Genomic DNA, 18,784 nt, shown 5'->3' with positions numbered 1-18,784 from the left:
GTCGTCGGAGCCATGGCCATCAGCACAGCCTGCGTCAGCGCCGCGACCGGCAAGGCAAGCTTGGCGGCTGCACCGCGCAAAGTGGTTTTCGTCATCAAATATCCTTCGTTTAGTGGATTGTTTTTTGCCTTCCCGTTAACCGGAAATCGCACGGTTCTCGTGAAAGCGAAGCCATTATTCCCGGCGCTCAAAAACGGCAAAACCTTTCTCAACACACTATTAAAAGCAGGTGTTGCACCGTTGCTGCACCGCGCATTGATCAGCAGATTTCGGCGTGCCAGTCGAAAAAAAGCGCCGCAAGGGCGCTTGTTCATGAGGCGGCTTTAAGGCCGGATCGAAATGCAGAGCGAGGCTCTCGGTGGTCCGTTTCAACACATGGCACCGCCATCACTGGAAATGTGAGTGAAAACTCGCTTCCCTCATTCAGACGGGAATCCACCGCCAGCTTTCCACCATGGGCGTCAACCACCGTTGCGACCAGCGCCAAGCCCACGCCCACACCATCCCGAGCACCCGGATTCACCTGGAAAAACGCTTGGCAGAGTTGCGGCATGACGGACTCGGCAATGCCGATGCCCTCGTCAATCACGCTGATGCGCGCCATATCGCCTTGGCGCTTCAGGCACAACGTGATCCGCGTATCCGCCTTCGAATACTTGATCGCGTTGTCCAGCAGGTTCATGACAGCGCGCTGCAACATGCAATAGTCGCCCGACACCCAGAGCTTCTCGCCGCACTCTCGGACTTCCACATCAATGCCCTTGCGTTCGGCCAACAACATTGCTTGATCGGCCGCTTCCTGGCCGACGTCCAACAGCGACACCGGCAGGAAATTGGCCTTGTCCAGGCGTTCGGCGCGAGACAGATGCATGAAATCCTGGGCGACGGTCAAGCTGTACTGAACCAGCTCCCGTACCGATTCCGCAAAGGCTTCCTGCTTCGGATCGTTGCTTTCCGCGGTTTGTTTGTCCACCATCACCAGGATCGTCGACAGCGGACTACGCAGGTCATGCATCATCTGCAACATAACCTCGTTATCGCGGGCGCAATTGGCTTTGGCGTTCTGCGCGGCGAGCTGCGCCGTCGATGCAACGTCGCAGGACAAGACACGTTCGCGGCGAGCGTTGCGGGTGGCCATGCGCCACCGCATCACGCAGATGTACGCCAAGGCAAGGCCCACTACCGGCGCCACCATCGGCGTCCAGCGGCGTGCGGTTATCACGACAAACGCGGCCAACAACCAAAAGCCGATCAACCAGGCTAAAGCGCGAAAGCGCATTTTTGATTGGCCGGCGATCACACTGAACAAGGCCAGGCCAGCCAGTATTCCGAAGTCGGCCAGCACCCCGGGCGCCGCGGCGGTCAGCGGCCGCCCATCGCTGGGCACGGCGAAGCAAAGCAAGATGATGCCCAGATTGCAGAACAGCAGCGCATCGTTTTTTCTGGCGCCCAGGCGCGCATAAGGCCAAATCAGGAATTTCATCGTCAGGCTTGGAAGTTGTCGGCGGTGCGTGCAACGCGCGGTCGGACCGGCGGCGCCTGGAAGGCGCGGACAGCGATTGGAAGGGGTTGGGTGCGCAGCAAAAGTTGCTGCAAATGGTCACGCACAAGGCAAGCCAGGGCGAACGCCCGCGGGCTCAGTACATGCGTTCGAGGCGGTAGCCGTAGTTGTACACAGTGGCGATCACATAGCCGTTGCGTGAGCGCAAACCCAACGCCGAACGCAGGTTGCTGACGTACGTCGCCAGGCTGGCGTCGTACTTGCGATCGACGGTGCCCCAGATTTGCTGGCACAAGGCGTCCTTGGTGATGATGCGGCCGGGGCTGCGAAACAACGTCGTGGCCAGATCGAATTCCCGCGTGGGCAGCGTCACGGGGCGTCCATCCACCGTCAGCGTCTTGGCTTCAAGGTTGAAGGCAAAGTGGCCAACCTGGAACTGCAACGCCGTAGCTTCGCCGCGTTGCGACTTGCGCAACTGGGCGCTCATGCGGGCCAGCAATTCGCGTTCGCGCACCGGCTTTTGCAGATAGTCGTCGGCCCCCATGTTCAAGGCCTGCACGATGCTTTCTTCGTCGTCGCGCTGGGTCAGCATCAGGATGGGCATGGAGGGCGCCAGATTGCATCGCGCCCACTTCAAGACGGCCAGGCCCGATGCGCCGGGCACTTCCCAGTCCAGCAGTACGACGTCAACCTTCTGTTGTTGCAACAGCGCGATGAAGCCATCGCCGTCGCGGCGGGAGAATGCCTGGTGGCCGTGGCTTTGCAGCAGTTTGGTGACCCACTCGACTTGAGTGGGTGAATCTTCAAGAATGGCGACAATCATTGAGTCCGATCTTATGTAAGCGCAATTCCCGAAGACTTTTATTTTTACGGCAATCACATTGATACCCCGGCAGAATGATTTCATGCTGGGATAGACACAACAATAAGAAATTTCTCAAAGCCAAAACAGGAAAGCCAAATGTCAAGATATGAAAATAAAACCTTGAGATGCGGCCATTTTTTCCTGGAAGACGAAAGATAATCTGGCGATTATCAACAAATCGCCCGGCAGCTTTTTAATTAACCCCCATGAAGACAAACTTCCAATCCTGATAACTGGATTTCCCCGACATATCGCCCAGTTCCGCATCAAACCCGTCCTGTTTGATGGGTTTTCGTTCCGACAAGCTATATACCCCCATGATTCCGCCGTCCGGTGATTTCACGATACCCCACTCGGTGCCGCCGGTTATCGGGTCGGCATAAAGGCGGCGCAAATGGCGGCGCGTGAACGATACCCGGTCGTCCTTGAGCAGCGCGTCCATCGTTTTGGGATAGGCCGGCGCGGTGCCGGACACATAATAGGAAGCCAGCGCGCGCTGAAACTGCTTGCCCACGAACAGCAACTCGGCTTCCTGGTCGCGTAGCTTCTGCATCGACCAGGGCTGCACCACCGCGGTCAGCCCAGTCGCCACCGCCATCACCAGCGTCAACACCATCAGGTAGCCAAACCCCGCCTGGCGTGAGGGCGCACGTCGCTTACCACCGCGCATAGTCCAGCCCATCCAGCCCCCTGCCCTGCGCGCCGCTGATGACATCGCTCACACCCGGGGCCTCGCCCGTTTGTGGCAACCAACTGTCGCGCCGGCCGGTCACGGGGTCCATCGGCAATTCACGCAGATACTTATTGGTAACCAGGGCGTCCAGCGAGTCCGGATTGTTGCCATGGTCCGCGCGGTAATCATCCAGCGCGTGCCGTATCGCCTGCAGGTTGTGACGCAGCACCGTTTCGCGCGCGCGGTCGTTGCTTTTGAAGAACGACGGCGCCACCAGCGACATCAGCGCGCCGATGATAGCCATGACCGCCATCAGCTCAATCAGCGTAAAGCCGGCGCAGCGGCGCTTACCAATCTTTGTACGGAACGCCATTGAGACCTCTACGTTGACTTTTTGAACGCACATCGAACACATCACGGCCCGATGAGAATGAGTCGGCCGAACTGTCATAGCTTCGGGTGTCCCAGGTGTCGGCCGCCGAGCGGTTTTCGCAGTTCTCGCACATGGGGTCTGCCGGCAAGCGACGCAGGAAATACAGCATGCCGCCGTTAGGGTCGGTCTTGTTCTGCACGCCCTTGACCAGGGATTCCAGGTCGGGGGGGTAGCCGCTGCGGTCCAGCGGCTTGTCGACCTTGCCCTCGCGGCTGGCCTGGTAGTAGGCGTCGATTGCGTCGCGCATGGTGTGCAGGTTCTGGCGTAGCTCGCGCTCCAGCGCGCGCTGCTTGACCAGCGATGAGAACGGCAGCGCGACGCTCAAGAGCAGGGCCAGCAAGGTCATGGCCGCCATCATCTCGATCAGCGTAAAACCCGATTGCTTCCGCATGGCCCGTCCTTAGAAAGGCGGCTTGGTCAGCGCCGCGTCCAGCGCCGGGGCATCATCCGCCGCGGCCGGTGCTTCCGCCGGGGCGGGAGGTGCCTGCGTGGTCATCGGCATCACGGTGACCCGCGCTTCCGTGCCCGACGGGAAGTAGCTGTCGGCAGCCGACGGCAATGCCATCGAGCGTTCGATATGCGGCGTCAGAAGCAGCACGATCTCGGTGTTCTGGTCCGTCTTCTTCTGGCCACCGAACAGGCTGCCCAGCCAGCCCATTACGCTCACCCCAGGCAAACCGCTGCTGCTGCGCGTTTGCTGCTGGTTCACCAGGCCGGCCAACACCTGGGTTTCGCCGTCGCGCGCCGTCATCACGGTTTCCGCGTTGCGTGTGCTCATCGGGTAGACGATGCCGCCGCCCGCCGTCTTGACCTCGCCCTTCAGGTTGCTGACTTCCATGCTGACCTTCACGCTGACTTCATTACTCAGGCTGATGCGCGGTTCCACTTGCAGGATCAGGCCCACGTCCTGGTAGTTCACGGATTCCGTCACCACGCCGTTGGCATTGGTCGTCGTCACAACCGGCACCTTTTCACCGATCTTGATGCTGGCCTTTTCCATGTTGCGCACACGAATCTTCGGGTTCGCCAACACCTTGGTCTTGCCACGCTTTTGCAGCAGGTTCAGCGCCGCCGACAGGTCATTGCGGCTGGTCACGCCTATCTTGCCCTGGTTCAGCCCCAGCAGATCGCCCACCGTGATCCTGCCGTTTTCGCCCTGCGGCAGAATGGAAAAGCGCAAGTCGCTGGGGTAGTCCACGCCGATTTCAAGCTCGTCGCTGGCGTTGACTTCCAGCACCTGCACGTCCATCGTCACTTCGGACTGCGCGATGTCCAGCGCCGCCACCACGCGCTCCACCACCGCCATGACTTCCGGCGTGTCGCGCACCAGCACCGCATTGGCGCGTTCGTCCAGATGCACGTTCTTGGGCGCGCTGATCTGCCGCAACGCGGCCAGCACATGCGTGGCATCCGCGTGGTTCAGGTAAAACACGCGCACCATCAGCTCGCGGTATTCCTTGTCTTTGTCCGGGCGCGACGGATAGATCAGCAAGGTGTGTGCATCCAGCACTTTCTTTTCCAGCTGATTGGTGCGCAGAAGCAGGTTGATGGCGTCTTCGGCCGTGGTCTGCCGAGCCATGATGCTGGCCGGCATGCTGGTCTGCACGTCCGGGTCCAGCACGAAGTCCACGCCGGCGGCCAGCGAAATCGTGTCCAGGATCTGCACGATGGGCTGCGCCTTGAAATTCAGCGTAACGGGCTTGCGCAGTGCATCCGCCAGGCGCGGCTTGACCGACTGGCGGCCCACATCGCGGCGCTGCAGTTGCACGCGCAGCGCTTCGGCCGACGGAAACCCCGGCTGCTCCTGCAAGATGCGGTTGACCTTGTAGAGCGCCTCGCGCGGGTGGTCGAATTGCAGCCTGACCGCTTCGGCCAGCTCGGCGTTCAGATGCACACGCTGCTCCAACTGCGTCTTGAGCTGTTGGGCGCGCATATTGCCGGGGGTGATCGTCAACAACTCCAGCACGTCCTGCAGCGCGGCCTCGTCATCGCCCGCTTCCATCTTGACGCGCACCCGTTGCAGGATCTCGCGCGACAGCGCGACGCCATCACGCGCAACATCCTTGCCGGCTTCGATATCGTTGGGGTTCTTGTCCAGCTTCGCCCGGCCGGCGGCCAGGCGTTCAGCGGTCGACGCGGGCTCACCGCCCAGCGCGCGCTTGAGTGATTCGGGGGCCGCGCATCCACCCAGCAACAGGCTGAGGAACGCGGCCAATACGACAGGTTTTGCAATCATGATGTCTTGCCATTCCCAAAAGAATTGTTCGTTTCGATGAGCGTCTTGCTCATTGCGCCAGCGGCGCCAAGTCCACATTCAGTTCCCGACCCTGCGGATCCAGCAGCACCACGCGCCGCGGTTCCAACGCCTTGAGCCGGTACTGCGACGCCAGCATGCCGCCGGGCCACACCGCACCGGCGATGTCGCAGCGTTGGCACAGCAAGTAGGTTTCGTCTTGATGCGCCAGCACCACGATGCGGCGACCGGTGTCGGACCATTCCCCGATGGCCATGAAAGCCGGCACGCTGGCCGGGCCATTACCCTCGGGCGCGGCCGGCATGGCCTGGTCTAGCGCCGGGACATCGGCTTGCGCCGTGGCGGCGTCGGCGGCATCGTCCTGCGCCCGCGCATTGCCGCGATCCAGCAGCGACGCCCAGCTTTGCGACGGAAACAGATCCACTTCGGGTGCCGGCTCGGCCAGCAAGGCGGCGCCGGGCGCCAGCGCGGCAAACACCGCGGTCATCCATCGCTTCATCACACCACCCCCAACATGCTCAAGCGCATCTTTACGTTCACCAGCATGTTCTCGGGCCGTTGCCGGTCCAAGGACAGCGACTCCAGACGCAGCAGCGGCTCATCGGTCAGCTTGCGCAAGCCCGCGCTCAGGTCCTGGTAGGAACCCACTGCGGTGATGTCCACCGACGTGCGGCGCAACCGGCCCTGGATGGTGTCTTCGCCCTGATACTGGATGTCGACCAGCAACAAGCCCGATCGCACCAACTGTTCCATCACGGCCAGCTTGCGTTCGTCCGGGTCCAGGCGCAGTTGCACGCGCAGTTCGTCCATGTCATTGCCGGACGGGGCGACGTGCGGGGTGCAGGCATGGATCTCGGCGTGCAGTTCCAGGGCACGCAGTCGCAGCTCGCCCTTCTCCGGCCACAACACCACGACGAAATGCACAATCAAGACCAACAAGGCCAACAGCGCCAGGAGCCCGCCACGCCCGAGCCGCTCGGCCCAGCACTGCCAATTCCACCGTAAAGGCGAACCGGCCTCGCGCTGGCGTAGCGCGGCTAGGTGGCGACGAATTTCAGTAAAGGATTTCATCGCAGCTCCACCCGCACGGTAGACATCGTGGCCAGGTTGGGGTCACCCGACTTGATGCCGTGGCGAACGACCGTGGCGCGCAAGCCTGACTCGGCGTTCAAGCGGGCAGCGAAGGCGAACACCTCGGTAAGGTCCACCGTCATCAATTCAAGCTGGACGGCCTTGCCGGCCCCCTCGACCTTCAGGTTCATCACGGCCAGACGCGGGCTCCAGGCGTGCTCGATGGCGCGCAGCAGGACGGGCCGCAGCCTGTCCTCGGCGCTTTGCGCGGACAGCATTGCGTCAACCCTCTTCTCCTCCGGCGACTGCGCCAGGACGCGGCGTTGCTCGCGTTCATGCTGCATGCGCCGCTCGATCAACTGGCTCTCGGAGCGGGTGACTTCCACGCGCAATGCCCACAGATCCCATTCCCGCCATGCGCTCAACAGGGCGACGCACAGCAACAGCAGCACGACGATGACGGCCCAAGGCTGCGTGGCGCCGCGCTTGGTGAAATCGAGCTTGTTCATCTTCAGACCGGGCATGATCGCGCTCCCAACATGGCGTGGGGAAAGCCCAGCCAGCGCGCTTGCGGCGGCAAGGACAGATCCGCCGGCGCCAAGGTTGACGTCCAGTTGCATTCCGGCACGATGGGCTGGTTGCACAGCGCCTGCGCGCCGGCAACCGCCGAGGCGTGCGACTGGCCGGGCGAACGCTGCAAGGTGATCACGTCTTCCCACCCTTGCACCGAAGGCCACAGGCACGTCACCGCGCAGGCCTCCGCCAGCACCAGGCACGCGCCTTCGGCGCGCGCGGGGCGGTGATATCGTTGCAGGCTTGCGGACAGCAGATCGCGGCAGGCGGCCAGCGTCCACTTCTGTTCACGCAGCTTGCCTTCCAGCGCATCCAGCATCAGCGCGTCCGCCGCGACGGCCAGCCGCGCATGACCATGGCGCGCCGGCCCCAGCCGTACGCGCGTCTGCAAAGTGATGCCGCGTTCGCGCAGCAAGGCCTGGGCATAGCCGCACCAGTGCTTATCGCCGCCGGGCAAGCCCGGCTGCCAGGGCAGCAGCAGCGTATGCGTCCACGGATAACCCAGCCAGACATGCACCCGGTTGCGCCACCACGGGCGCAGCCGCGTGCAAGTGGCGAGCAAGGCGGCCACGGCCTCGGCGGGATCACCGCCGTGGCCACACTTCAGGCGGTCGTCCACCGCCTTCGTCGGCGACAACAGGCTGACATGTTCAGCATCGATCAGAACGGCTTGTTCATTCCATAGCGACCGCACGGCAAACCTCCTGATAAGTCGTCAGTCCGTGCGCGACCGCCTCATGGGCGGCATCGCGCATCGATTGATAATCGGCGCACTGCGCCAGCGCCTCTTGCCGACGCTCGGGCGAGCGGTCCAGCAGCGCGGTCTTCATGCGGCTATCCAGGCGCAAGACCTCGGCCAGCGCAATGCGGCCCAGGAACCCCGTGTGGCGGCAGGCCTCGCAACCCGGGCCGGCACGCGCCTCGCCCGGCGGCGCGCAATGCGGACACAAGCGCCGCACCAGGCGCTGCGACACGACCCCATTGAGCGACTCCAGGAACGTGGCGGGTTCCACATCCATGTACAGAAAGCGGTCGATCACGCTGAACGCATCGTTGGCGTGTACCGACGACAACACGCGGTGACCCGTCAACGCGGATTGCACGGCGATGGCCGCCGTTTCGGCATCGCGGATTTCGCCGACCAGGATGGTGTCCGGATCGTGGCGCAAGATGGATCGCAGGCCGCGAGCGAAGGTCAGACCCTTCTTCTCGTTCACCGGAATCTGCAGGATGCCGCTCATCTCGTATTCCACCGGGTCTTCGATGGTGATCAGCTTTTCGTCGCCGCTGTTCAGCTCCGACAAGGCGCCATACAAGGTGGTGGACTTGCCGCTGCCCGTGGGGCCGGTGATCAGCGTCAGGCCATAAGGCAATTGCGCCAGCACACGGATACGGCGCGCGGTTTCCGCCGGAAAGCCCAAGGTATCCAGGCTCAGCTTGTCGCCACGCTGCGAGCGGTCCAGCAAACGCAACACGGCGTTCTCACCGTGGTTGCCCGGCATGATGGACACGCGGAAATCCACTTCCCGCCCTTGCAGCACCACCTTGAAGCGGCCATCCTGCGGCACGCGCTTTTCGGCGATGTCCAGGCTGGACAGCACTTTCAGACGCGACATCACCTGGTTCGCGGTGACCTGCCCCGGCACCTTGCGGATGCGCAGCATCACGCCGTCGATGCGATAGCGGATCAACAGCCCTTCCTCGTCCGACTCCAGATGGATATCGCTGGCGCGGCTTTGCAGACCGTCATAGAGCGTCATGTTCACCAGGCGGATCACGGGGCTTTCGTCCTTGGCCAGCGAGGCCAATGAAATCGATTCGACCGCCTTGGCCAGCGAGTCGTCCGCCATGTCCACGGCCACGCCGTCCAGCACGCGTTCGGTGGCTTCCGCCTGTTTCAACCAGGCATCCACCACGCCAGAGGGACACACGGCAAAGCGCAGCGCATGGCCGGACAGCATGGCTTGCAGCTTCAGGCGCGCATCGCGCGAGAACGGCGCGGCCATGGCCAGCAGGAATTCGTTATCCACCTGCAAGGGCGCCACGCGGCACGCCATGGCGTCCGCCAGCGGCAGGACATCAAAGCGCGGCGTAGCCTGGCGGCATTGCTGGGCGGTCAAGGGCTCCATGCCCAAGGCCTGCGCCAGCACCGGCAGCAGTTGCGGGCGACGCGCCAGTTCCTCGTCCAGATAGTCGGCCAGGGACAGGCTCAGCTCCGCTGCGCGCTCGCGCCACAGACACCATGCCTCGTCGGCCACGGTCGTGATTTCCATTGCGCCCTCCTCCTGACTGATTTCGAATTCGTGCATTAGGTTCATCCCAGACTCCCGGCCATCTCGAAGATGGGCATGTACAGCAAGATCACGATGGCGCCCACCAGCCCGCCGACAACCAGCATCAGCAGCGGCTCGAACACCTTTCCAAAGACTTCGATGGCGTGGTCCAGCGTGCCATCGTGGAACTGCGCAATGCGTTCGCACATGCCGCCCAGGTCCCCGCTTTGCTCGCCCACGCGCAGCAGCCGTTCAGCCACCGCCGTGGTCAAGCCATGGCGCGCCAGGGTTTCCGACACGCTGCGTCCGGCCCGCAATTCCTGCAACGCCAGATCCAGGCGTTCGCCATAGGCGGGCGGCAGGATGCGGTCGGCCAGTTCAAAAGCCTGCAACGCGGGGGTGCCGCCTTCAATCAACAAGCCCACCGTCCGATAAAAGCGCGCCAGCACAAACAGGTTGCCCACGTCGCGCAGCTTGGGCAGCCGCCAGAACAGATTCATCAACGCCGCCTTCACCGTCTGCGTACGCAGCGCCAAGGCGGCGGAAAGCAGGCTTGCGCCGATGCCCGCGCCCAGCAAATGGCCGTCGGACTGCACCAGGCGCGCCCACCACAACATGGCCTCGGCCGTGGCTGGCAAGGTGCGCATGCTTTCGAACACGACCGCAAAGCGCGGCACGACAAAGAACAGCATGAACAGCAAAATGCCAAAGCCCACCGCAATCACCACCAGCGGGTACACCAGCGCACCCACGACTTTCTTGCGGATGTTTTCAATGCGCGTTTCGTAGTACTGGTAGCGCCTGAGCACCACCGGCAATTGCCCGCTGCCTTCGGCCGACGCCACGGTTGCCACCAGCAGCGCGGGATACACCAGGGGCTGCGCCTCCATCGCCTTGGACAGCGGCTGGCCCTGATACAGCGAACGCAGCAACTGGCCCAGCGAGGCCTGCAACGCCTTATTGCCCTTGCCAGCCTTATCGCTTAGCGCCTCAAGCGCTTCGATCAAAGCCAGTCCGGCGTCCAGCAACGTGGAAAGTTCTTGCAGCAGCAGCCCAAGCGAAAAGGCCTTCTTGCCGCGCGACTTGATGCCACGGCGCACGGCCGAACGTTGAATGTCCAGAACCATGCCGTCGGCATCGCTCAACTGCGCGCGTGCCTCGTTTTCGCTGGAGGCGCGCACGGTGTGCACGCGCAGCGTTCCTTGCTTGAGCAAGCGGATCCGGAATTCATTCATGTCAACGCTCCGCGTGCTGCGACTGGCGATAGCGAGCGTCGCGCGCCTGGCTCAGTTGCAGATAGTGTTGCCACACGCGGTTCACGTAGCGCTTGCGTGCCGCTTCGCGATTGGCCGCGCCGCCGGCGTTGTACGCCCCGACCGCGCGCCAGGTGTAGCCGTAGCGCTTGACGAAGCCCGCCAGGATTTCGGCGCCCACGTCGATGGACAGACAGGGTTCGTCCAGCAAGCGCTGGCGTGTGATGCCGCGCTTGGCCAGGCCGGGCAGATGGATGCTGTTGATCTGCATCAGCCCGACGTCCTGGGTGCCGTTGGTGTTGTTGTTGATGGCGCGAGGGTTCAGGGACGACTCCACCTTCGCGATGGAATACAGCAGCAGCGGGTCCACACCATGGCGATCGCCCGATTGCTGCCAGCAACTGGCGGCGGCGGCGGTGGACAACGTCATCCCGACGAGCACGGCCGCCGCCGACTTAGAGGCCATAAACCAGCTCACCGCTGCCTCCCGCCCGGCCTTCCTCGCCAAAAGAAACGACTTCAGCATCCGTGCTGCGCCCGGGCACGTTCAAGACATACGGACGACCCCACGCATCAGCAGGCACATCCTTGGCCAGGTACGGGCCATGCCAGTTGGGCGCGCCCTGGGGCGCCTTCACCAAGGATTCCAGGCCTTGCTCGGTGGTGGGATAGCTGCCCACATCCAGGCGGTATTGCGTCAGGGCGTCGCCCAGCGTCTTCATTTGCGCCTGCGTGGCTCGCACCTTGGCACGATCGACCTGAGAGAACAGCTTGGGGCCGACATAGCCGGCCAGCAGCGCGATGATCAACAGCACGACCAGCAATTCCAGCAAGGTAAAGCCCTGTTGCAGGCCAAGACGGCGTCGGAAGGTAAGAGTCTTCATGAGTCCACTTTTTCTGATTGAGCGATCACCGCGCGGCGGCGACCTGGAGTGAAGTGCGGGCAGAGGCGAGCATCGTGAGGAACGATGCGGGTCCGAGCGCCGGCGTGACCGGACGCTTCAAAGGCGGATAAATCTCTACGCAGGCCGGCATATTTCCATGCGGGCGATAGGCCAACAACGTTTCTAAAGAGAGCCTCAATCGTGTGGCGCGGGGGGCTGAACGGGCTTTAAGAAGTGTTGAGGAAGATGGCGCGGCGGCAGGGGCGGCGCTTCAATCTCGCCTCTTGAGCCAGGCCCCGCTGCAAGTCGGAGCAGGCTGGCCCCGCTAGAAGGAAGACCATGCATTCCCCCCCCGCCGCCCCGGCTACACAGGCCACCCCGGCCTATACGACAGCCCAGATCGCGCTGCATTGGCTAAGCGTCAGCTTGATGAGCATCCTGGTTCTTGCAGGTGAATTGCGCCATCTGCTGACGGCACAGACGGGCGTGTCCATGCGCTCGGTGATGATCGTGCACATCGGTTGCGGCATGGCGCTGTTAGTGGTCACGCTGGTGCGGACGGTGGTGCGCATCACGCGCCGCCGCACGGTGGGCGACGGCTTCTGCATGCAGGACGCCTGCGCCCACGCGGTGCATCTGTGCATCTACGCGTTCATCTTCGCGTCGTGTCTGGTGGGCTGGATCATCGTCAACGCCAAGGGCCTGGCCGTGCCCGTGCCCTTCACCAGCCTGGAGTTCCCCCGGCTGGTCTCGGCCGACCCCGCCCTGGTCGCCACCACGGTATGGCTTCACAACATGCTTACCTGGGCGCTGTACGGCCTGCTGGCATTGCACATCGTTGCGGCGCTTGGCCACCATTACATCGTCCGCGACGACACGCTGGCGCGCATGGCCTGGCGCCGCCCGGCGCGCCGGCTTGCCGAACCGCGCACGACTGAACCCAAGCGCGCACGTGCGCCTGCACGCACGCAAACGGCTGGCGTGCATTTTTCAAAAAATTAGGTATACTTCCGCCTCGCTTGCAAAAAACGACGTCGAAAGACAGTACGGCAGGCAAAGAAATACCCCTGCGGGAGTAGCTCAGTTGGTAGAGCGCAACCTTGCCAAGGTTGAGGTCGCGAGTTCGAGACTCGTCTCCCGCTCCAGGATTTTTATCCATGGAGATCGATAGATTCCATGGTGTGTAGAGAAAAGGAGCTTCGGCTCCTTTTTCTATTTCTGGACCTTCTCTGAGCCTCGCGCTCAACTCAGGGAAGATAGCGCCGTGTCACGGCGCTGCTTACCTCGTCCAAATGCCGAAACGCTGAAGCAATCTTGTCGCACTCTCGTGCACAAACGCCATACTGCTCGAAGCTCATCCTCCACTCCCGCACGACAGTCCAGACCTGAGCGATCAACCTGCCTGCACGCTCCTTGCTGATCGAGAACCGTTGGCACCCGGCCAGCGCGTTGTCAATCGATGCGATCCGTCCTTGCGGTCCGATTTCAAGATGCAGCAGACGCTCGGTGGCATGCGAGGGCCGCGGCAGCACATCGTAAAGAGGGCTTAATCGCCAGCCCGGCAATCGGGGATCCCAGATGAATCCATGGTTGCGCAGGTGGTCGTCGTCATTACTCACAAAGATGTTGAACACCATGCGCTTGAACAATTCCTCGTTGTCGGCGCGGATGACGGACGGGTGGCAGTGCCGGCGTATCCCCGCGGCCAGGTCGGCGTAGGCTTTAGTACGCGATTCTGACTCGTCGCACCCCAGCAGGGTCAGCCCACTGACAAAGGGCATCCGACGCTCAGTCCGGCTCGTGGAAGGCGCCAGCGAAAGATCGCTACCCGCCTGCGGCGCCGCTCCCCGGCCAAGCCAATAGCGGTCGAAACGGCGGATCATCATGACCCAACGACCGTTCAACATACGGGTCTCCACCACAGGAACATCTAGCCCGCCTCCGTGGCCAACCGCAATGACGCAGCTTCAATGAGAGGCACGTCGAATGTATCGGTCTTGCTAGGAAACTTGGCGAGAACCAGGTGCCCCGCATCATCCCGAACGGAAGCCTTTGGCCTGGCACCGCCCAGCGCGGTGCCTTGCACGAAGATCAGCTCAAGACTAGCGGGAACTGGCAAGCCTGCCTCGATGCGCTCCGCCGCTTCCATCAAGTACTCGATCGCATGGACATTGCCTACCGCGCCGGCCGCGGGTGTGTGGATGTCCGTACGAATATCCAATGCCCCAACACGGTCGCTTCCCGCATGCAACAGGTACTGTGATTCCGGCAGGCTGTTGGCGGGCACCCTCAGCTTGGCTTCGATGACTCTGCGTCCCCAGGCATCTGGCGCCGCATCGCGGATACCACCAAACCCCGTCAAACCATTGACTGGAAGAAGCCTGTTGCCTTTTACCGGCTCACCATGGATGCCTAGGCTCACAGGATCGACTTCGATCGCATCGGGCCGATCCAGATACCGCAGGCCATAGGCAAAACTCGAGGCAAGCAGCGCCGACCCTTCCTCCGTCAGCGTGAGCTGACCACAAGGAGCCCAGCCTTCCCCCAGAAAGGCGAAAGTCATGAGTTGCTGCTCTTTGACCATCGATGTGGGCCCTTAAAAGTCCAGGCTTTGCAGTTCCGAGGCCGACAGGCCTCGCACACGCTTGGTCGCCTCGCGCGACTGCAGCGCCTTGAGTGCTGGGTCCGTCTCTGCCAACAGGCTCGCCAGAGTGGCCCCCGGCGCAATCGCATCCAGGTAGCGAAGCACCTGACCGAACGCCAAGCCGGGATCTCCCTTTTCGATCCGGTAAGCCGTGTTGCGAGACAGGCCGGCGCGTATGGCGGCGTCTGCCTGCTTGATGTGACGGGCAAGTCGTAGACGGGCCAGAAGCTGGCCGATGTGGGCCGCCTGCTGGGCAAGTTCTGGGGACAGAGCGGAAGATTGGGATACTTTCATGCTCGTGAAATAATTCATTAAAAACATAAAAATTGTTTTCACGAGCATATTAACGTTTGGGGGTTTGAATGGACAATATGATCGTAAAAACGATCTTAAACCCAATAATGAAACTTTTTAAGTGCTTGTGGTGAGTACTTGCTGACAGGAGTTCCTCGCATTTCCTTTATTCAAACGGTCCAACCTGAAATTCCCGCCCCGCCTCCAGCAGCATGCGGCCGACATAGTCCGCGAAGCTGCGGCGCACCACCACTTCCACCCCGCCCTCATCAAGCGCGCGCACCATGACGCCGGCCTTGAAGTAGTGGCTTTGCGCGCATTGGCCGGGGCCGAAGACGCGCGGATGCAGATCCAGCGGGCAGCCTTTTGCCAGCACGTCGCGTGCGTGTTCGCCCGACAATTCCAGCACCGTGTACCCGCTACTGACATCCACCACGCAGGCGGACAAGCCCTGTAGCGCCGGACGCAACGCTTGCTCCAACGCGGGGCGCGCGGGCGCCAGCGATTGCACCCACCATTCATCCGGGCCCATCCAGGCCAACAGATGCCGATGGCCATGCGCCACGGTATTGGGGGCCAGCGGTGGCGCCGTGCCCAGGGCGCGTTCAAGCGCCTTCGCGAAGTCCGGCGACCGCGCGTTGCCGCGCAGCACGGCCAGGTCCAGGAATGGCCGCTCAATGAGCCCCAGGCGCTGGGAGTCTGCCGTTTCGGCAGTCCGGTAAACGGGACCCAGCCCCTTCAGGGGCGATTCCAGATAGGTTTCAGTCCACATGCTGGCGTGCTCCTTCAGGGTCGTAGAACACCGGGCTGCCGATCGTGGCCGGCAGAAAGCCGCCGCCGGGTAACGCCACCTCGACCTGCTGCCCCATGCGTTGCAGGCCGTCTTGCACCAGACCAAGCGCGATCGAACGGTTCAAGGTGGGGCTCATATAGCTGGATGTAATGTGGCCGACCATCGGCATGATCGGCGCTATCGGCGCGCGGCTGGCCTGGTTCATGATCTGGCTGCCTTCCGGCAGCACCACGGCCGGGTCCCGCGACAGCAGGCCCACAAACTGTTTGCGCTTGTCGCTGGCTGTGTGCTCACGCAAGAGCGAGCGTTTACCCAGGCAGTCCTTGGACTTGGCGACCATGCCGCCCATGCCCAGGTCCTGCGGCGTCACGGACCCGTCCGTGTCCTGCCCCACGATGATGTAGCCCTTTTCCGCGCGCAGGACGTGCATGGCTTCCGTGCCGTAGGGCGTGATGCCGTACTCGTGTCCGGCTTCCATCAACGCATTCCACACGCGCTGGCCCAGGTTGGCGGGCACGTTGACCTCGTAGGACAACTCCCCCGAAAAGCTGATGCGCATGATGCGCGCCGGGGTGGACCAACCGGCGCCCGCTACCGTGCCTTCGCGAAAGGTCATGAAGGGAAACGCCGCATTCGAGAAATCAATGTCGGGGCAGACCGCGCGCAACACCTCGCGCGACCGTGGACCGGCCACCGCGAAAGTGGCGAAATGGTCGGTGACGCTGGTCAGATGCACATCCAGATGCGGCCATTCCGTTTGCAGCCAACGTTCCATCCACGTCAGCACGCGCGCCGCGCCGCCGGTGGTGGTGCTCATCAAGTAATGCTGTTCGCCCAGGCGCATGGTGACGCCGTCGTCGAACACCATGCCGTTTTCATCCAGCATCAGTCCGTAGCGGCCCTTGCCGACTTCCAGCTTGGTCCAGAGATTGGTGTAGACCCAGTTCAGCAAGGTGGCGGCATCCGGGCCTTGCACGTCGATCTTGCCCAGGGTGGAGGCATCCAGCATGCCGACGCCGTTGCGCACCGCCAGGCACTCGCGGGCGACGGCGGCCTGCATGCTTTCGCCCGCCAGCGGAAAATACCAAGGTCGCTTCCAGTTACCCACATCTTCGAACGCCGCCCCTTGGGACACGTGCCAGTCATGTATGCAGGTCTTACGGATGGGGTCGAAAAAGTCGCCCAGCTCGCGGCCCGCCAGCGCGCCAAAGGTAACCGGGGTGTAGTTGGGCCGGTAGGTGGTGGTGCCGGTCTGCGCAATGGTCTGGCCCAGCGCGTCGGCCAACACGGCCGCACCGTTGATGTTGCCCAGCTTGCCTTGGTCGGTACCGAACCCCATGGCGGTATAGCGCTTCACGTGCTCGACCGAGTGATAGCCCTCGCGTACCGCCAGGTGGATGTCGGCCACGGTTACGTCGTTCTGGAAATCAACGAACTGCTTGGCGCCGCGTCCGGGCCACTGCCGGTTCGCTACCTGCCACAGCGGCAGCAGCGGGTCTTCGGCGATATCGGCCGTGCGCCACGATAACGGCCCCGCGCCGTTCAGCCCTGCCCGCGTTGCCGCGAGTTCGCCCGCCATGGCGCCGCCATGCAGCGCCTGCGCCAGAGAAAATTCCCCGCTGGCCGCGCCCGCACTGACCTGCGCCTGCCGGGAGCCTTCGGGCACAAAGCAGGCCCGGGCGTCGTCCCAGCGCGTTTGCCCGCCCGACTGCGCGTGCAAATGCAAGGCCGGGTTCCAGCCGCCCGATACCGCCACCAGGTCGCAGGGCAGCTTGGCGTTCGGCGGGCCAGCCTGGCCAGCGGTATACGACGCCAACACCGCGCTGGACACCTGCCGCCCGCCGCGCGCCTGCAGCACCACCGATTCATTGCGAACCTCGATGCCCGCGCTGCGCACCGCATCGGGCAGCGCGCCGCGCCCGGCCGGCCGGGGATCAATCACGGTGACGTTCGCGCCTTGCTCGCGCAGATCAAGCGCGGTGCGGTAGGCGCCGTCGTTGTTCGTATACAGCACTACCCGCCGCCCCGGCAGCACGGCGTAGCGGCGAACATAGGTCGACACCGCCGACGCCAGCATGACGCCCGGAAGGTCGTTATTGCCGAACAACAGCGGCCGTTCGTGCGCGCCAGTTGCCAGCACGACTTGCTTGGCGCGCACTTTCCATAGCCGTTGGCGCACGCCCCGACGCTGCGACAAGGGTAGATGGTCGGTGACTTGTTCGGACACCGTCACCAGGTTCTGGTCGTGATAGCCGAACGCCGTGCTGCGCGTCAGGATGCGGACTTCTTGCATGGCTTGCAGTGCGGCCTGTGTCTGGCGGATCCAGTCCATGTTGGCCACGCCATTGATCAATGCCGGACTGGACAGCAGGCTGCCCCCAAGTTCTGCCTGGTTATCGACCAGCATCACGCGGGCGCCGGTCATTGCCGCTGCCATCGTCGCGGCCAGGCCGGCCGGCCCCGCGCCCACGACCAATACGTCGCAATGCGCGTAGCGCTTGTCGTAGTGGTCCGGGTCGGGTTGCCGGGGCGCACGGCCCAGGCCGCCCGCTTTGCGGATCAGGCGTTCGTAGTGGGGCCACCAGCGCTTGGGCCACATGAAGGTCTTGTAGTAGAAGCCCGCGGGAATGAAGCGCCCCAGCCGCTGGAACACCGCCATGCGGTCGCGCTCCAGGTCAGGCGCGGCATTGACGCTGGTAGCGCACAGGCCTTCGTAGAGTTCGATCGTGGTGGCGCAGGGGTTGGGCACGGTGTGTCCGCCCTCTTCCAACTGCACCAGCGCGTTCGGCTCTTCGACCCCCGCCGTCATGATGCCGCGCGGCCGGTGGTACTTCCAACTACGCGCCACAAAGTGCTCGCCGTTGGCCAGCAACGCCGAGGCCAGGGTATCGCCCTGGCAGCCGAAGTACGTGCGGCCATTGAAGGTGAACTCGATGGAAGACGCGGGATTGATACTTACGCCGCGTGCAATCCGATTAGGCTGCGTCATTTGCGATCTCCGGCCGCGTGCTCGAACGTGTGAAACGCATGGAATTCGTGGCTGATGGTGTCGCGTTCGGCCAGAAACCAGCGTCGGCACCCATGCGCATGCTGCCACTGCTCGCGCGCCCGGCCTCGCACGTTCTTGCGCATGAAGGCGTAGTCCGCCCATTGGGCGTCGGTGAGCGTGTCGCAATCCGTGGGGCGGACGATATCGGCCTCACCGCCACAGGTGAACTCGGTTTCGGCGCGCGGGCCGCAGTAGGGACAAGTCAGCATCAGCATGATCAAGCT

The 18,784-nt window shown here is 63.1% G+C and carries 22 protein-coding genes and 1 tRNA gene; 3 read left to right on the top strand and 20 right to left on the bottom strand.

Annotated elements, in window-relative coordinates; translation table 11 throughout:
• Window positions 1-12 precede the first annotated feature (12 nt).
• Complete coding sequence (locus tag P8T11_RS25430; protein ID WP_278072154.1) at window positions 13-327, top strand: hypothetical protein; 315 nt, start codon at window positions 13-15, stop codon at window positions 325-327.
• Here P8T11_RS25430 and P8T11_RS25425 read toward each other — a convergent pair.
• The 14 genes from P8T11_RS25425 to gspG form a co-directional block, all read right to left on the bottom strand.
• Window positions 311-1,345, bottom strand: coding sequence for a sensor histidine kinase (locus P8T11_RS25425; RefSeq protein WP_268079461.1), 1,035 nt, complete (start codon window positions 1,343-1,345; stop codon window positions 311-313). The two genes, P8T11_RS25430 and P8T11_RS25425, sit on opposite strands and share 17 nt — an antisense overlap.
• A gap of 292 nt (window positions 1,346-1,637) precedes the next feature.
• Window positions 1,638-2,324, bottom strand: coding sequence for a response regulator transcription factor (locus tag P8T11_RS25420; RefSeq protein ID WP_268079462.1), 687 nt, complete (start codon window positions 2,322-2,324; stop codon window positions 1,638-1,640).
• Window positions 2,325-2,559: 235 nt separating this feature from the next.
• Entirely contained in the window at window positions 2,560-2,982 is a 423-nt protein-coding gene (locus tag P8T11_RS25415) for a type II secretion system protein (protein WP_268079463.1), read from the bottom strand.
• A gap of 40 nt (window positions 2,983-3,022) precedes the next feature.
• A complete protein-coding gene (locus P8T11_RS25410) occupies window positions 3,023-3,412 on the bottom strand; it encodes a type II secretion system protein (RefSeq protein WP_268079464.1) in 390 nt (129 codons plus the stop codon).
• A complete protein-coding gene (locus P8T11_RS25405) occupies window positions 3,387-3,863 on the bottom strand; it encodes a type II secretion system protein (RefSeq protein ID WP_268079465.1) in 477 nt (158 codons plus the stop codon). The genes P8T11_RS25410 and P8T11_RS25405 overlap by 26 nt, the downstream gene beginning before the upstream one ends.
• A gap of 9 nt (window positions 3,864-3,872) precedes the next feature.
• Window positions 3,873-5,708, bottom strand: coding sequence for a secretin N-terminal domain-containing protein (locus P8T11_RS25400; RefSeq protein WP_268079466.1), 1,836 nt, complete (start codon window positions 5,706-5,708; stop codon window positions 3,873-3,875).
• A 49-nt stretch (window positions 5,709-5,757) separates the two neighbouring features.
• The gene (locus P8T11_RS25395; RefSeq protein ID WP_268079467.1) at window positions 5,758-6,213 is read right to left on the bottom strand and encodes a hypothetical protein; all 456 of its coding nucleotides are present in this window, start codon (window positions 6,211-6,213) and stop codon (window positions 5,758-5,760) included.
• Between the two features lie 11 nt (window positions 6,214-6,224).
• A complete protein-coding gene (locus P8T11_RS25390) occupies window positions 6,225-6,797 on the bottom strand; it encodes a hypothetical protein (protein ID WP_268079468.1) in 573 nt (190 codons plus the stop codon).
• Window positions 6,794-7,321 carry a hypothetical protein gene (locus P8T11_RS25385; protein WP_268079469.1) on the bottom strand — a complete coding sequence of 176 codons (528 nt, stop codon included), beginning with the start codon at window positions 7,319-7,321 and terminating at the stop codon, window positions 6,794-6,796. The genes P8T11_RS25390 and P8T11_RS25385 overlap by 4 nt, the downstream gene beginning before the upstream one ends.
• Complete coding sequence (locus P8T11_RS25380) at window positions 7,309-8,064, bottom strand: hypothetical protein (RefSeq protein WP_268079470.1); 756 nt, start codon at window positions 8,062-8,064, stop codon at window positions 7,309-7,311. Before P8T11_RS25380 ends, P8T11_RS25385 begins: the two co-directional genes overlap by 13 nt.
• Entirely contained in the window at window positions 8,045-9,643 is a 1,599-nt protein-coding gene (locus P8T11_RS25375) for a GspE/PulE family protein (protein WP_268079471.1), read from the bottom strand. The genes P8T11_RS25380 and P8T11_RS25375 overlap by 20 nt, the downstream gene beginning before the upstream one ends.
• Window positions 9,644-9,684: 41 nt before the next feature.
• Window positions 9,685-10,878 (bottom strand): type II secretion system F family protein, encoded by a 1,194-nt coding sequence (locus tag P8T11_RS25370; RefSeq protein WP_268079472.1) that lies wholly within the window; start codon window positions 10,876-10,878, stop codon window positions 9,685-9,687.
• A 1-nt stretch (window position 10,879) separates the two neighbouring features.
• Window positions 10,880-11,362 carry a lytic transglycosylase domain-containing protein gene (locus tag P8T11_RS25365; protein ID WP_268079473.1) on the bottom strand — a complete coding sequence of 161 codons (483 nt, stop codon included), beginning with the start codon at window positions 11,360-11,362 and terminating at the stop codon, window positions 10,880-10,882.
• Window positions 11,352-11,780 (bottom strand): type II secretion system major pseudopilin GspG, encoded by a 429-nt coding sequence (gene gspG, locus P8T11_RS25360; RefSeq protein ID WP_268079474.1) that lies wholly within the window; start codon window positions 11,778-11,780, stop codon window positions 11,352-11,354. Before gspG ends, P8T11_RS25365 begins: the two co-directional genes overlap by 11 nt.
• 339 nt (window positions 11,781-12,119) lie before the next feature.
• Between gspG and P8T11_RS25355 the strand changes: the two genes are divergently transcribed.
• Together P8T11_RS25355 and P8T11_RS25350 are read left to right on the top strand one after the other, a co-directional pair.
• Complete coding sequence (locus tag P8T11_RS25355; protein WP_268079475.1) at window positions 12,120-12,782, top strand: cytochrome b; 663 nt, start codon at window positions 12,120-12,122, stop codon at window positions 12,780-12,782.
• A 67-nt stretch (window positions 12,783-12,849) separates the two neighbouring features.
• A tRNA-Gly gene (locus P8T11_RS25350) sits at window positions 12,850-12,925 on the top strand.
• A gap of 102 nt (window positions 12,926-13,027) precedes the next feature.
• On the opposite strand, the gene P8T11_RS25345 is transcribed toward P8T11_RS25350, so the two are convergent.
• From P8T11_RS25345 to P8T11_RS25320, 6 genes are all read right to left on the bottom strand, one after another.
• A complete protein-coding gene (locus P8T11_RS25345; RefSeq protein ID WP_278072153.1) occupies window positions 13,028-13,687 on the bottom strand; it encodes a type II toxin-antitoxin system HipA family toxin in 660 nt (219 codons plus the stop codon).
• 23 nt (window positions 13,688-13,710) lie between these two features.
• Window positions 13,711-14,343, bottom strand: a complete 633-nt coding sequence (locus tag P8T11_RS25340; RefSeq protein ID WP_278072152.1) for a hypothetical protein — start codon at window positions 14,341-14,343, stop codon at window positions 13,711-13,713.
• A 33-nt stretch (window positions 14,344-14,376) separates the two neighbouring features.
• Complete coding sequence (locus tag P8T11_RS25335) at window positions 14,377-14,718, bottom strand: helix-turn-helix domain-containing protein (protein ID WP_268079477.1); 342 nt, start codon at window positions 14,716-14,718, stop codon at window positions 14,377-14,379.
• 166 nt (window positions 14,719-14,884) lie between these two features.
• On the bottom strand, window positions 14,885-15,490 hold the full coding sequence (locus P8T11_RS25330; RefSeq protein ID WP_268079478.1) for a sarcosine oxidase subunit gamma: 606 nt from the start codon (window positions 15,488-15,490) through the stop codon (window positions 14,885-14,887).
• Window positions 15,480-18,500: a sarcosine oxidase subunit alpha family protein gene (locus P8T11_RS25325; RefSeq protein WP_277549609.1), complete on the bottom strand. Its 3,021-nt coding sequence runs from the start codon at window positions 18,498-18,500 to the stop codon at window positions 15,480-15,482. Before P8T11_RS25325 ends, P8T11_RS25330 begins: the two co-directional genes overlap by 11 nt.
• Window positions 18,497-18,775, bottom strand: a complete 279-nt coding sequence (locus P8T11_RS25320; RefSeq protein ID WP_268079479.1) for a sarcosine oxidase subunit delta — start codon at window positions 18,773-18,775, stop codon at window positions 18,497-18,499. Before P8T11_RS25320 ends, P8T11_RS25325 begins: the two co-directional genes overlap by 4 nt.
• Window positions 18,776-18,784 lie beyond the last annotated feature (9 nt).

This window comes from Achromobacter spanius (assembly GCF_029637605.1).
GTDB lineage: Bacteria > Pseudomonadota > Gammaproteobacteria > Burkholderiales > Burkholderiaceae_B > Achromobacter > Achromobacter spanius_E.
Note: the sequence above shows the minus strand (reverse complement) of the source record. Positions and strands in the feature narration are given on the sequence as shown.

Excerpts from the sequence above, each read along its gene's own strand:
- P8T11_RS25335 (WP_268079477.1), bottom strand. The coding sequence starts at position 14,718 with ATGAAAGTATCCCAATCTTCCGCTCTGTCCCCAGAACTTGCCCAGCAG.
- P8T11_RS25385 (WP_268079469.1), bottom strand. The coding sequence starts at position 7,321 with ATGCCCGGTCTGAAGATGAACAAGCTCGATTTCACCAAGCGCGGCGCC.
- P8T11_RS25365 (WP_268079473.1), bottom strand. The coding sequence starts at position 11,362 with ATGGCCTCTAAGTCGGCGGCGGCCGTGCTCGTCGGGATGACGTTGTCC.
- P8T11_RS25355 (WP_268079475.1), top strand. The coding sequence starts at position 12,120 with ATGCATTCCCCCCCCGCCGCCCCGGCTACACAGGCCACCCCGGCCTAT.
- P8T11_RS25325 (WP_277549609.1), bottom strand. The coding sequence starts at position 18,500 with ATGACGCAGCCTAATCGGATTGCACGCGGCGTAAGTATCAATCCCGCG.
- P8T11_RS25405 (WP_268079465.1), bottom strand. The coding sequence starts at position 3,863 with ATGCGGAAGCAATCGGGTTTTACGCTGATCGAGATGATGGCGGCCATG.
- P8T11_RS25410 (WP_268079464.1), bottom strand. The coding sequence starts at position 3,412 with ATGGCGTTCCGTACAAAGATTGGTAAGCGCCGCTGCGCCGGCTTTACG.
- P8T11_RS25340 (WP_278072152.1), bottom strand. The coding sequence starts at position 14,343 with ATGACTTTCGCCTTTCTGGGGGAAGGCTGGGCTCCTTGTGGTCAGCTC.
- P8T11_RS25320 (WP_268079479.1), bottom strand. The coding sequence starts at position 18,775 with ATGCTGATGCTGACTTGTCCCTACTGCGGCCCGCGCGCCGAAACCGAG.
- P8T11_RS25415 (WP_268079463.1), bottom strand. The coding sequence starts at position 2,982 with ATGGTGTTGACGCTGGTGATGGCGGTGGCGACTGGGCTGACCGCGGTG.
- P8T11_RS25390 (WP_268079468.1), bottom strand. The coding sequence starts at position 6,797 with ATGAAATCCTTTACTGAAATTCGTCGCCACCTAGCCGCGCTACGCCAG.
- P8T11_RS25395 (WP_268079467.1), bottom strand. The coding sequence starts at position 6,213 with ATGACCGCGGTGTTTGCCGCGCTGGCGCCCGGCGCCGCCTTGCTGGCC.
- P8T11_RS25330 (WP_268079478.1), bottom strand. The coding sequence starts at position 15,490 with ATGTGGACTGAAACCTATCTGGAATCGCCCCTGAAGGGGCTGGGTCCC.
- gspG (WP_268079474.1), bottom strand. The coding sequence starts at position 11,780 with ATGAAGACTCTTACCTTCCGACGCCGTCTTGGCCTGCAACAGGGCTTT.
- P8T11_RS25370 (WP_268079472.1), bottom strand. The coding sequence starts at position 10,878 with ATGAATGAATTCCGGATCCGCTTGCTCAAGCAAGGAACGCTGCGCGTG.
- P8T11_RS25375 (WP_268079471.1), bottom strand. The coding sequence starts at position 9,643 with ATGGAAATCACGACCGTGGCCGACGAGGCATGGTGTCTGTGGCGCGAG.
- P8T11_RS25400 (WP_268079466.1), bottom strand. The coding sequence starts at position 5,708 with ATGATTGCAAAACCTGTCGTATTGGCCGCGTTCCTCAGCCTGTTGCTG.
- P8T11_RS25345 (WP_278072153.1), bottom strand. The coding sequence starts at position 13,687 with ATGTTGAACGGTCGTTGGGTCATGATGATCCGCCGTTTCGACCGCTAT.
- P8T11_RS25420 (WP_268079462.1), bottom strand. The coding sequence starts at position 2,324 with ATGATTGTCGCCATTCTTGAAGATTCACCCACTCAAGTCGAGTGGGTC.
- P8T11_RS25430 (WP_278072154.1), top strand. The coding sequence starts at position 13 with ATGGCCATCAGCACAGCCTGCGTCAGCGCCGCGACCGGCAAGGCAAGC.